Annotated in this window: 15 protein-coding genes and 1 pseudogene; 1 reads left to right on the top strand and 15 read right to left on the bottom strand. The window is 39.4% G+C overall.

Going from position 1 to position 12,316, the window contains the following annotated elements:
* Window position 1: 1 nt before the first annotated feature.
* Together G5A70_RS07220 and G5A70_RS07215 are read right to left on the bottom strand one after the other, a co-directional pair.
* A complete protein-coding gene (locus G5A70_RS07220) occupies window positions 2-562 on the bottom strand; it encodes an RNA polymerase sigma factor (RefSeq protein WP_173748987.1) in 561 nt (186 codons plus the stop codon).
* A 16-nt stretch (window positions 563-578) separates the two neighbouring features.
* Window positions 579-986 (bottom strand): HIT family protein, encoded by a 408-nt coding sequence (locus tag G5A70_RS07215; protein WP_173748986.1) that lies wholly within the window; start codon window positions 984-986, stop codon window positions 579-581.
* Window positions 987-1,142: 156 nt separating this feature from the next.
* Between G5A70_RS07215 and G5A70_RS07210 the strand changes: the two genes are divergently transcribed.
* Window positions 1,143-1,841 carry an ATP-binding protein gene (locus G5A70_RS07210; RefSeq protein WP_173748985.1) on the top strand — a complete coding sequence of 233 codons (699 nt, stop codon included), beginning with the start codon at window positions 1,143-1,145 and terminating at the stop codon, window positions 1,839-1,841.
* A gap of 6 nt (window positions 1,842-1,847) precedes the next feature.
* Here the strand turns inward: G5A70_RS07210 and G5A70_RS07205 are convergent, their stop codons facing one another.
* From G5A70_RS07205 to G5A70_RS07145, 13 genes and pseudogenes are all read right to left on the bottom strand, one after another.
* Complete coding sequence (locus G5A70_RS07205) at window positions 1,848-2,510, bottom strand: rhomboid family intramembrane serine protease (protein WP_173748984.1); 663 nt, start codon at window positions 2,508-2,510, stop codon at window positions 1,848-1,850.
* 96 nt (window positions 2,511-2,606) lie between these two features.
* Window positions 2,607-3,887, bottom strand: a complete 1,281-nt coding sequence (locus G5A70_RS07200; protein WP_173748983.1) for a DUF6382 domain-containing protein — start codon at window positions 3,885-3,887, stop codon at window positions 2,607-2,609.
* A gap of 18 nt (window positions 3,888-3,905) precedes the next feature.
* Entirely contained in the window at window positions 3,906-4,328 is a 423-nt protein-coding gene (locus tag G5A70_RS07195) for a hypothetical protein (RefSeq protein ID WP_226853552.1), read from the bottom strand.
* The gene (locus G5A70_RS07190; RefSeq protein WP_173748982.1) at window positions 4,313-4,762 is read right to left on the bottom strand and encodes a prepilin peptidase; all 450 of its coding nucleotides are present in this window, start codon (window positions 4,760-4,762) and stop codon (window positions 4,313-4,315) included. The genes G5A70_RS07195 and G5A70_RS07190 overlap by 16 nt, the downstream gene beginning before the upstream one ends.
* Window positions 4,759-5,625: a TadE/TadG family type IV pilus assembly protein gene (locus G5A70_RS07185; protein WP_226853550.1), complete on the bottom strand. Its 867-nt coding sequence runs from the start codon at window positions 5,623-5,625 to the stop codon at window positions 4,759-4,761. The genes G5A70_RS07190 and G5A70_RS07185 overlap by 4 nt, the downstream gene beginning before the upstream one ends.
* Complete coding sequence (locus G5A70_RS07180; RefSeq protein WP_173748981.1) at window positions 5,615-6,985, bottom strand: DUF5702 domain-containing protein; 1,371 nt, start codon at window positions 6,983-6,985, stop codon at window positions 5,615-5,617. The genes G5A70_RS07185 and G5A70_RS07180 overlap by 11 nt, the downstream gene beginning before the upstream one ends.
* Before the next feature lie 12 nt (window positions 6,986-6,997).
* A pseudogene (locus G5A70_RS16115) lies at window positions 6,998-7,099 on the bottom strand (Flp1 family type IVb pilin); the annotation flags it as partial.
* A gap of 162 nt (window positions 7,100-7,261) precedes the next feature.
* The gene (locus tag G5A70_RS07170) at window positions 7,262-7,639 is read right to left on the bottom strand and encodes a DUF6262 family protein (protein WP_009244224.1); all 378 of its coding nucleotides are present in this window, start codon (window positions 7,637-7,639) and stop codon (window positions 7,262-7,264) included.
* The gene (locus G5A70_RS07165) at window positions 7,611-8,018 is read right to left on the bottom strand and encodes a DUF6262 family protein (protein ID WP_009244225.1); all 408 of its coding nucleotides are present in this window, start codon (window positions 8,016-8,018) and stop codon (window positions 7,611-7,613) included. The genes G5A70_RS07170 and G5A70_RS07165 overlap by 29 nt, the downstream gene beginning before the upstream one ends.
* Before the next feature lie 15 nt (window positions 8,019-8,033).
* Window positions 8,034-8,387 (bottom strand): DUF6262 family protein, encoded by a 354-nt coding sequence (locus G5A70_RS07160; RefSeq protein ID WP_004613097.1) that lies wholly within the window; start codon window positions 8,385-8,387, stop codon window positions 8,034-8,036.
* A 21-nt stretch (window positions 8,388-8,408) separates the two neighbouring features.
* Window positions 8,409-8,831 carry a DUF6262 family protein gene (locus tag G5A70_RS07155; RefSeq protein ID WP_118724014.1) on the bottom strand — a complete coding sequence of 141 codons (423 nt, stop codon included), beginning with the start codon at window positions 8,829-8,831 and terminating at the stop codon, window positions 8,409-8,411.
* Window positions 8,821-10,317 carry a tyrosine-type recombinase/integrase gene (locus G5A70_RS07150; RefSeq protein WP_004613099.1) on the bottom strand — a complete coding sequence of 499 codons (1,497 nt, stop codon included), beginning with the start codon at window positions 10,315-10,317 and terminating at the stop codon, window positions 8,821-8,823. The genes G5A70_RS07155 and G5A70_RS07150 overlap by 11 nt, the downstream gene beginning before the upstream one ends.
* The gene (locus tag G5A70_RS07145) at window positions 10,304-12,232 is read right to left on the bottom strand and encodes a tyrosine-type recombinase/integrase (protein WP_226853548.1); all 1,929 of its coding nucleotides are present in this window, start codon (window positions 12,230-12,232) and stop codon (window positions 10,304-10,306) included. Before G5A70_RS07145 ends, G5A70_RS07150 begins: the two co-directional genes overlap by 14 nt.
* Between the last annotated feature and the right edge of the window lie 84 nt (window positions 12,233-12,316).

Below are 12,316 nucleotides of genomic sequence, written 5' to 3'. Positions count from 1 at the left end.
TCTAGAGATTTTCAAATTGTTCTCTGTAATATTTGTTTATCCAAACTTTTATCCTGTGTCTCTTGGCTCTCAGACTTTCTATAGAGATGCCAAGAGAACGGGCTGTTTCTTCTGCACTTTCTCCTTCCACATTCATTCGCATAACAATTTCGTACCAGGTGCTGTTCTTTTTTGCCAAATCTTCAAATAGTCTCCCTGTAAGCTCGTTCAATGCCATTCTACGAGTCACCTCATCTTCCGCAGACTTGTACATGCCATTTCTGTCGGAAATCCAAGGAACATTTTCTATCCGAAGTCCATTTTCATCTTGTGAAGGTACTGCTGTTGTTTCATGTACCTGATACGACTTCCTGCAAAAATCTATTGCCTTCCTTTTTCCGTTTACCAACAGCCACTGTTTATAATACTTCGCTTCCATGGTATCCGCTTTATCCAAGAAAGCGAGAAATACCTCCTGGCAAACATCTTCCGAAAAGCCTTCATCCCGCAGTACGTTATATACAACTTTTTTCACCAGCTGATAATATTGATGATAGATTTCGTGAAATTTTTCCTCTGTCATCTCAGTATATCCAACTTTATTTCATAGAAAACTTCGCCAAGATATCGTCTCTATCTTCCGAAGTTAAAGTGCCTGCGTTCCATGTAATTCCTGCGTTATCTCCCTTGTACCGGGGAATCAGGTGCATATGAAAATGGAATACAGTCTGCCCCGCTGCTTCTCCATTGTTCTGCACCACATTATAACCGTCGCAGTCCACAACCTCCTTCATTTTCGTAATTACTTTTTTTGCAAGAATCATAGCATGTCCTGCAGTTTCATCCGGTAATTCATATAAGTTTTCATAATGAGCTTTGGGCAAGATAAGCGCATGACCTTTATTGGCCGGCCCCAAGTCCAGAATCACTCTGAACTCCTCATCCTCATACAAAGTGGCAGATGGAATTTCTCCGTTTGCAATTTTGCAAAAAATACAGTCCTTCATTTTTATATCTCCTTTCACTAATATATCCGAATTTGGAACGGATATTATTACTCCTCTTTTGTCGAATTTTGACTTTTTTTGTTACATGAAATTCGTTGCTATTTAAAATTATCGGTGATACACTACTATTGAAAAAAAGAAAGGGGTTTTTACTTTATGTCTTCACCAAATACTACTCCTGATTATAAAACATTATATCAGGAACTTCAGGCACAGCACCAATTCACTTTATCACAAATTTCTCATGAAATCAGAAACCCGGTAGCACTGATAAACAGTTTTCTGCAGCTTTTGGAAAGTCATCATCCGGAAATTTCCCAGGACTACTGTTGGAATAAAATCATGGAAAATATGGACTTTTTAAAAACCCTGCTGGACGAATTTCCCTCTTTCAATAATTCGGGAAAGCTTCGTATGCAGAAATTAGAACTTACATCCTTGTTTCGTGAAATCGTTACTTCTGTTACACCTGCCTGCCAAAAACAGGATATCTGTATCTCCCTGGAAATAGTTTCCCCTATTCCCTTAGTATATGCAGACAAAACCAAAATCCAGCAGCTCATTTTAAATCTGCTCCGAAATTCTATGGAGGCAATGAGTACAAAGGGCTCCATCATCTGCACCTTACAGTCCGATGAAAAGAATGTACATATATCCGTGAAAGATACCGGTGAAGGTATTCCCGATGACTATCGAAATACTCTCTTTGAACCGTTCATCACCCATAAGCAGGAGGGAACCGGGCTTGGATTAGCCATATGCAAGCGTATTGTCCTGGCCCATAACGGCACCATTTCCTATACCTCTATGCCTCACAAGGGAACCGAGTTTGAAATTCTTCTTCCGGTTGCCTGACACCCCTCAAAAGACTCGTTTTCGTGGTCTCCGATAAAGCAGCAGTCCCAGGAAAAATCCACAGATAAATCCTCCAAAATGAGCAGCGTTGTCTACTCCTGTACTGGTAACACCGAAGTAGAGACTCAGCGCTGCCATAAGCAAAAGCTGCCTTGTCGTAAAATTTTCAATTTTTCCTTTATTGATAAGCACCACATAGATGAGTGCGCCAATAACGGCAAATACTGCACCTGACGCTCCTGCAGAAACGAAATATTCTCCATTCTGCAGTTCCAACCATAAAGAAAGACAGTTGGCTCCAAATCCTCCCAGCAAATAGACCAGAAAATATCGCACTTTTCCTACATTACGTTCCAGACAATCTCCCAAAAAGAGAAGGACCAGCATATTATTTCCCAAATGCTGTATTCCAAAATGCAGAAACATAGAAGTTATCAGACGATAATATTCTCCCTGCTGAAAAATATCAGGGGCATACATAGCGCCCCAACGGAGCATATGATTGGTATCTAACGCTGATCCGGTTACTTCCACTCCCAGAAATACCAACAAATTAAGAATAATAAGTCCCGTATTAACCGGCACTCTTTTTCTTTGTCGGAGAAACTGCCGGATTTCTTCTCCTGTCCCTGACGCAGGCGGCTGCCTGTATCTGTTATTTTGTTCCATTTTTTCCGCCTTTTCGTTTTATATAAACATTTGCAGTATTAATGTATTAACATTATAGAACTTTTTATTTCTCAATGCAAGATATACCAAAGTATACTATGAGCAATAATAGCAAAAGCGGCTTTCTGCAAAAACAATGATACTTTTATCTTCCAAAAGATATTCCTCTTCCGGATTAATATATCTGCCGTTTAAAAGAGTTCCATTTCTGGAGTTTAAGTCAATAAGAAAATCCCCTTCCGTCTTTCTTACAATTTTTGCATGAATGCGGCTGATAGTGGCAACATTCAGCCATATATCCACACAATCTTTTTTCTTTCCTATTACGTTCACTTCTTTCTGCAGGAAATACTGTCTGCCAAATTCATTATCATCCTGCTGCAGATAAGGCACTGCGGCATTTTCCCCATGCAGTACCACCGTTTTTCCCACTTCTTCCTGCTCTTCTTTTTCCTGCAGCGGCATTTCTATTTTCTCCGCTTCATCTTCTGCCGGTTCCCCTTCCCAGGAAGATATACTTTTTTTCTTTTCCACCCGTACACCTTTTCGAAGCAAATACCATACTGCTGCTCCCCCTCCTATTACCGCCAGGAGCGCAACTGCTCCAAGACAAAGATATCCCACAGATATATTTGTAAAGTTCCGTATTGCCAGAAACAAAACGATCAAAAGAATCATTCCGGTACAGGCAAGAACCTTTTCTCTCAAGGAAATCCCCTGTTCCTCCTCTTCTTCTGTATTATAAAAATCATCCAGAATTTTCTGTCGTTCCTTTTCTTTCTCAGTTTCCTCCTCATACACAGGATTTTCCCGCCATTCGTCCTTTTTTTCCTGAACTTCCGTATAAATATATGTTTTTAACGTTTCTGTCCGCAGTCCGCTTTCTACAGATTCTTTATATACCCCGTATCCCAGGGTTACAGCCGCCTCATCCTGATGGTCAATGCGCGGAAGAATGTATTCTGTCAAATTCTGAAATTCCAGATCCGCCATCCTGCTGCCTTGGGGAAACCAAATAAAAAGATATGCTCCACTGTCCAGATTTCGATATATATAAGAAGGATGCAGCAGCAGAAAATCTCTGTTCATTAAATACTCATCCAGATTTTCCATTACCCGGACAACCGCCAAAAACAATTCCTCCAAATCCTTTCTCTTAAACTTTTTATTTTCAAATAAATTACACAAGGTCTGACCCCCTGTAATTTCATAATAAAAAAATTCCTTTCCGTCTATTTTTTGTATCTTACAGGAACAGAGACCTACTATCTGGTTTTCCAATAAAATGTGGGTTTGATATGTATTCTGAAATTCTTCATCTGGTTCCTGCAGAACAAGATAGCTGCAACTCATGCTTCTCTTATAGGAAACCTCCACGTACTTTGCCTCCTCTCCCTATCCTTCAAAAGTATCCCGTATTTTTCTGGCTCTCTGTACTTTTTCTATAAACAATACAGGACGAACTACTTTACTTTTTATCACCTCTGACTGCTTCCATTCCAAATTTTGAAAAGGTATCTGCAGTCTGTTTTCCGCCGATACCGTAATTTCCCGTTTACTGCCGGACACACGGTATGCCTTTCCTGTGCTCTGCCCTTTTCTTTTCGCCTCTCCCACACCGTCATAAATCCTGCTAACCGCTTTCCCACTCCCATACACAGCAGCTTCCACGCCATCCGCTGTATTTATTATCTTTTCCATGCTTCCCACAACCAAGAGCAGGGATGCAAAAATCACCAACAGCCATACACCACTTATCATAGCCATTTCTACCGTGCAGCTTCCTCTCAGCTTAAAGTTTTTTAAATTCCCAGCCATACTCTTCCACCTGCCATTCCCAGGAATAAAAAAGGCGCAAAAGCTATCTGTTTCTTTCTTCCGCCTTTGTGCCTCAACAATGTGTACAATGCTGCAGCACCGGCTCCTATACTGGCAGTAAAAAGAATTCCCATCGTTTCCCAAAATCCTATAGATACTCCCATAATAAGTACCAGAAGTCCATCCCCGTATCCCACCGCTTCCTGAGATAATTTCCCCATACAAAGCATGAGAAGACCTGGAAGACTGCCCAAAACACTTTGTACCATCCATACGCTTCTTTGACTATCTGCAGTGCTGTACTCCCATATTCCATACCCCACTGCAATTCCTGCATATAATATAAATTTCCACATGGAAATTTTCTTTTCTCTATAATCCTCTGCGCTGCACAGCCCCAACATAAGCATATGCAGTATCCATTTTTCCATCATGAATGTCCCCCTCCACATCTGGTACATACTTTCAGATTTTTTAACTCCGATTTTTTTATAAGTTTTACATGTCTGGTAAGCCCACTGCATTGACTGCTGCTGTGATAGTGACTTCCGCTTTCCGTGATATAAACATTTCCGCGGACAGGTTCTCCGCCCCAGCACTTGTCACATTTATGATAAGATTCTCCATACTGATTTTTTCTCTCTTCCAAACGGTCGCTGGACACCTGCTCCAGAGAAAGGTGCAGATAGCTGCAGGACTGACTTTCATGATATACACTCTCCCATTCCGTCACATACACCATCTCTTCACTTTTACCTGTTCCATATTTCTCTCCGTTGTAACCGACCCAGGCTCTTGCCGCTCCTTCCGCCTTTATCCTTACCGGAAAACTTCTGAAAATATCTGCTGGCATATGATACAGAAAAACAGCTTCTAAAGAAACTATATCCCCTTCATAAGCAGAGCCCAAAAGACTGATACCCTGTATACCTCCTGCTATTTGAGGCAACGATTCCTTTTTCAGCACTTCTCTGACTTTTCTGGTTCCATAAGCCATACAAATCCCGTCATCCACCACACCTACCGGAGATTCCCTGTCCCCGGAAATACAATAGGCATACATACCCAATTCCTTTGCCCCTTCACACAAGGCCGTCTGCACCAGAACAGTTGTATGATATAAATCCAACATTCCGGCAATCATCGTTATGGCAAAAAAGAAAAGAGGCAGAATAAAAGCACTTTCTACAGTGATGCTCCCTTTACGCCAAAGAAACCGTTCCTCCTCATTCCATATTTTCATCTGTCTGCGTATCCGCACCATACTCTGCCCTTCTTTCTTACTTTTACATATCATATGTATAAAATCTGTCTGCCTGCCAGGTCATATTGTTTGGACCTTTTATCAGAAAAGATAAGGAAACCGCATCCACACAAACATCAAAGCGGAAGTTTTCCCGTCCTTCTGTTTTACATATATTTTGTTCTATCATATCCATAGTTCTCATAAGGCTCTTTTCCTTTGGTGCAAATGTAAACAAAATGCGAAGATACTCCTCATAATCCTGCCCTCTTCCACCTGTAATGGAAGTATTTTGATTCAGATTTTCCAACTGTGTCTTCCAGGCTGTGCTATCCTTTATCAATGGCACTTTTCCGCCAGACAGCAGAATCCTCACATCTGACAAACTTTCCACATAAGCCCAGCCTGCTGCCAGCACACCCTGCACCAGTTCCATGCCTTCCGGTATCAAAAGAAGAAACGACAAAGCTGCTGCACAAGCCTCCAGTTCTGCCCGCTTCTGCGCATCCGTATACAAAAATGCCAGATTGGCCGGTTCCCGAATGAGTAAAAGCCTGTTTACTACATAGGATAAATTTTCTTTATCACTTGCTTTTCCACCTAGTACATACTCTGCCTGATAATCCAGGGCACCTTCCTTTCCCGGTTCTGTAAAAGTACCCAGCTTTTCCAACACATACTCCTGTATCAGCAGTTTATCCGTCACAGAACTTTTCACATCCATCTGAGCAAAATCTCCCTGACCGGTTTCTATGGTTCTGTGAGAAAGAACTTCCCCCAGCGGCTGCACTTTTTCTGACACCTGGGTATCTGCAGGCAGCACCAATCCCAGAAATCCATTGTTTTTCAAACTTTTTATAATCTCCAGAGGATTGTTTTCTGCTGAAATCCCTTCCATGGGTGCAGCATTTTCCGGAACTGTTTCTTCCATGCCCTGTGCCTGAATCTCCTCCTGCTGCTGGAGGATTGTTCTGTTTTCTTCCAATTTATCTTTTAATTTTTCTATACCTGCAGCTCCAAGATTGCCTTTCATATACCGAATTATCTGCTGTTCTACCGCTTTGCCTTTTCTGTCTGAGGCAAGGCGAAAGCCCTCCGCCCCACAAGCCTGTATACTGCACCTTGTCATGCCGGAAGATAATACCGGCTTGGCATAATGCTCTGCCTGACTAATCATCTGTCCGATATCCAGTTTTCCGGTGCCATATCCGGCGTCAAGAAAGAACAGATTGTACGTTTCCAGAAGTTCCTTATCGTATTCTGAAAAAAGAGAGTACAAAGCTGTATCTATTCCATTGACAGACTGTACTCTGGCACAGGCTGTCTGCGACGCACGGATAGTCACCGCTATCAAGGGCAGAAAGGCCAGAAGCATCAGGCTCATGGCGATTGTCATACTTCCTTTTTGCTTCATGCCTTCACCGCCTTATATACTATTGCTTTGTTTTGTGATTTTTGAAAGAATATTTTTTACCAGACTATTGAGCTGCTCTTTAAAGATGATGACAAGACCGATTAATATAACTATAAATCTAGCCCCATCTCTGGAAACCGCATGGATACTGGGCGTAACCACAGCCTCCTGCATGCACCTTGGTCATTTTATCTATTAAATAAAGAAATACGGCAACCTTAATTTCCCAATCAAGCCACCGTATTGTCCATAATTTTCTATTTTATTTTTATATGTTTATTTCTTTTCTAGCTGCAATTTTAATCTTTCAATCTCTTTTAAAAGTTCTTCATTTTGTAATGTTAATTTTATATTTTCCTTCTTAAGCTTGGTAACTGCAATCTTCAATGTATTTAACTTTTCTTCCATAACTTTATCAACAATAATCTGCTTCGGATTATAACACGCACCTTGTTCCCTATATGCCTTATCTAGTGCTGTCCTAACTTCTATATTTCTGTAAAAAAGTGTTTTAGAAAATCCTGTTTTTCTTATCAGTGCAGCCATTGTCACTTTTTCTTTTCTATCCAGCATATTTTGAATTTCTTGCTTTGCAATCTCAGCTTTAACCTTACTTTTTTCTTGACTAATAGCGACTATTTTGTCGTATTTCATTTTCTCTTTTCTCCTTTCCTAAAATCCCACACACCTCTCTCAACCTTTGATTCTCCTCAAGCAACTTCCTCTTCTCTAACTCCAGCTGTAAAATTTGTTTTTGTTGTTTTATCATCTTTTCTTCTATCTCTTGTTGAGTACACATCGAAGTAAGGTTATTTTTATAACACTGATTCTGCTTTCGAATTGCTTCATACAAAATTTCACGAACAAGTTTATTTTTGTAAAAGAATGAATTTGAAAATCCAGTATATCTTTGTAATGCTGCTACCGTAACTCTTTCACCATTTTCTATCATTCTTTCAATCTCTTTTTCCACGATACGGGCATTTTGCTTACCAATTTTCTGATTCATTTCAACTACTTTATCGTATTTCATGCCGTCCATCCTCACTTATATTTCTTTCTGAAGATTCCGGTTGATTACTTGTAGTTCTTGATTTTCAACTCTCAGTTTCACCATTTCCAAATTAAGTTTTCGCAATTTTTGTTGCAAATCTTCGATTTCCATCACGCTGTCAAAGTTTATTTTTAACATACGCTGTTGCCTGTATCTAGCATCATCAAGTGACTTTCTAATGTCTTTATTCACATAAAAATTTGCTCTTGATAATTTTGTTCTCTTGGCAAGCTCGGCAACGGTAATCCATTCCCCTTCTCTCAGCATTTCCTCTATTGCCCTAAGTGCCACTTCCGTATTCTGTCTTGATCTTTCTTTACTTATCTCTACAATCTTATCGTACTTCATATCAGATACCTTTTCCTTTAATTATAATTTTTTCAGCATGGAAAGCTCTTTCTTTTTAATCCTGCTTTTTAGTTTCTCCACTTGAACCTTAAGTTCCTCTATCTGACCTCGCAATTCCTCGTTTTCCTGAGACAAACTTCGGTTTCTGACCTTATATTCCATGATATCCATCTGCAGTGCCTCGGTGTTGTCATTCTTTGAATCTTTACTCTCACTCCAAATTCTTCGACATGATACATTGGGCGATTGCACGGCTGCATCCAACCTGCTTCTCACTTCTGGATTTTTATAAAAGAACCCTCTTGATAAGCCAGTTTTTTTCACCAGCAGAGTTACCGATGGATATTCCCCCCTTTCTATCAACTGTTCTATAGCCATCGTGGCCAGCTTAATTTTCTGCTCACTTTCGATCCGATTCACGGCTATCATCTTTTCATAATTCATATCCATCCCATCCTTTTATTATGTCCATTAATATAAGGTCCATTTTTTCTCTGGTTTTTCTCGTTTCATCAGCCATAACTTTATTCCCGATTCTCCGGTAGTGGTGGACACTCTGTAATGTTTTATGTCCAAGTAGTCTTGCTATCATCCAATCCTCGATATGAAGCTCGGTCAATTTTTTCCCATAACAGTGTCTAAAAATATGTGTCCCGAATTTCAGCAGTTCCCCATTATCATCCCGTATATCTTTCTGCCGGATCATCCTCATAACTTGTGCCTGGATCATTCCATATTGATATGGTTTCGTGGGATCATCTTTTTTTACAAAAACATATTCTGTTTCCCCGTAACGCTCTTTGGTATATTCCATGGCTTTTAAAATCAAGCGCCCCACCTCATTACTAACTGCCTTTTCATAAGTAATGGATTTCACTTGATCAATCCGGACAAAATATCTCCCTTCTTTCTCTCTAAGACAATCCATTCTTAAAGTAAGCGTATCGGAAATGCGTGTTCCCAAAAGCTGGTGAACGATCAATGCCCTGGCTATCTGCTCGTCCATATTAAAAATGTGGGAATTCAATCGCTTAATTGTAGCATCTGAATAAAATTTAAACTGATATCGTGGTGTACTTGGAAAATCATTATTTAAGAAAAGTTGCAGAAGATGCCTTCTCTCATATATATTCCCCACATCTTCAATCACACGTTTTAAGCCATACAGATCGGAACGATAGTTCTTTCTTTCGGTTGTCTCCGTCTGTAAGTATATCAAATAGTCTTCAATATCTTCTCGACTCAATTCCTGTAATGATTCCAGCTCTGGCTTTCTTACATTTAAAAAGCGGCTAAATCTCTTTACTGCAGTCATCTCTGAATGTATTGTGCCAAGTGCGGAATATTTTAAATGTAAGAATATGGTTCTTTTTACCTCTTCTCTGATATCCGGCTGTAAAATATCGGTGAAGTTAAGGGTCTTCACATTTTTTATGGGATTTCTTCTGATTGGAAATTCAAATTTCTCCAACTCCCATATATCTTTTTCCTGTTCTTCCCGTTCATCTTTCACTTCAGCAAATTTTAGAATCTGACGCAGTTTTCTTTCCAATGCTGGTGTTTCTCTGGCTGTTATATCGTAAGCAGCCCGGTATTTCATGCTGGACAAGGCCAATCCCTTTTCTAACATCCACCCCTTTAAAATTCTGACCGTCTTTTCTGGACCAGCATTCTGCAATACTGTTATATTCTTCTCTATCAAAAACTTCCGTATATTGTTATAGGTGGTTAGTTCAGTAGCAAGGCTCGATAATGCTAAAGTCTTCCCCCGTTCCCATATAAAGGCTTCTAAGATTTCTTTCACTTCCTTAGATGGTAGCCCTTCCAGATCAAAATAACGGATCTTACATATTCTCATAGAATTTCTTTGTTCTTCTGAGGCATGCTTATAGCTTTCCATTTCGTAAATATGTATCCTATCCTTTTTCATGTCTATATCTCCGCTTCTTTGGTGTGATTGTCAAAGCAATATTATTTTCTGGTTTATCAAAGTAATTGTCATTTGCTTTTTCAATCTTCTTAGGCATATAGTCCACATACTGTTTAGTCATTTCTTCTGCTACATGTCCAAGGTAATCACGAATTGTTTGTATCGGTACACCATCATCATAAAATTGGGTTGCCAGCGTATGTCTGTAATCATGTGTTTTAAATACATACTCACAATCTGCTATTTTGTGTTTTTTACATTGCGTTCGAAAACGTTTTACAAATGAACCTATTCTATATGCTCCTCCCTGTTCAGCTTGAAAAACATAATCGTTTGCATGAATATGATTTTTCTTTATGTATTGTTGCATAACCTCATACAGCATAAATGGAACAGGAATCATTTTATCTGCCTTCATTTTGATCTGATACACTTTGATCCAGGCATCCTCTCCATCCCAGTAGTATGCATCTCCTTTTAGCGTACATACTTCGCTGATCCTTAACCCTGTTGCCCATAGATGCAGGAAGATCAACCGCAATTCTTCTGGAAATAAATTCAGTTTGTGAAGTATTTCCATATAAATATCTTCATCAACGCTCCTGTCATGATGTATAGGATATACTTTCTGCTCATAGTACTCCGGGTGAAACGGAATTGCCTTAATATGTTTTTTTATCTTTAGGTACTCATAGAATTTTGTGATATCCAGTATCTGCCGGTTCACAGTTTCTGCTTGAATTTCTTGTTGCTGGATTTCCTTAAAATATGCACCTATCTGTTTTTCAGTTACATCAAGAGCACATACGTCAGGCCCTAAATACTTTAGAAATTTTTTCACATAGTTTTGCTGGCTTCGAATATTTCCAATGGTCAGACCTGTGATTCCTATCTGATATCTTGCATATTCCTGTAGCAGCTTTCTATTGTTTAAATTTTCTACTTGGTAAAAAGATAACCTATTCACCGGATTACATGGATTCACTCTTTCTGGCGCAAGGTGGAATCTTTCCATGTACCATACATTTGCATGCCAGTGGATCTGCTTTCCACTCATAAAGAGAATTTTTCGACTGTTATCCACAATCTGCATGGAGTTTTTATAGTTAACCACCTTCTGCTTTACTATCTCTTCTAATTTTTCAATCTCTTCCTGTTCTATGGTTTCTATATCTACTATCCCTTGCTTGATGCAATATTGATACATCCACTGCATAGGAAGCAGGAATCGTACTCTCCGATCCTTTGGATCCTTTACATTCTCAAGAATATGTATGAGTAGTTGAAAAATCTGCTGTTTCATCTTTTCTGAAGCCTTGACACTAAAGTCCCATACCAATTCTGTCTTATCACGTACCTTATCAAATTCCATAGCCAGTTTCTGATCTGGCAGATATGGCAGGAAAAGGATCTGCTGTTCGTATTTCAAATAAAATTTTTTTATGTTTGCAAATTGTTTCATTTCCTGTCTGATATGATATTGCTTGATTCGATCCAATGTCTTTAAATACCGAAGTACCTGTTCTGGCTTCTTTTCCTTCATAAGATACTGTTCATATTTTTCTCGGATAGAATAATCGATTTCTCGGATATGGTGTATCCCTTCCCGAATAAGAAAATTTTTGATATTACCCGTCAATGGCATTTCGATGCCTTCGCACTGCCGAATTTCTTCCAGTAGATCACCATATTCTTGTTCGATCCAGTATGCTTTTTTGTTTCTGAGAAATGATGTCATACTATTTGCTGCCCTGATCGTACAGTCCCTGTCCTCAAGCAGAAACCTTTTATAATTTCGAACATCATTTTCTTCTACTAATATCACATTATAAATTCCTAACTGCATCAGATATTCTTCTGCATATCTCCATGACTTGTCTTGTACTGGTTCTCCCTCTATAAGCTGTTCATGCAAATAGGCCAATTCCGTTTGATGCTCAGTATCTAGTATAACGAATATTAAATAATTGCTATATTAAATTGATACTGCTTCCTCTTC

The organism is Blautia hansenii (assembly GCF_013304445.1).
Taxonomy (GTDB): domain Bacteria; phylum Bacillota; class Clostridia; order Lachnospirales; family Lachnospiraceae; genus Blautia.
This window is presented reverse-complemented; position numbering and strand designations above follow the sequence as displayed.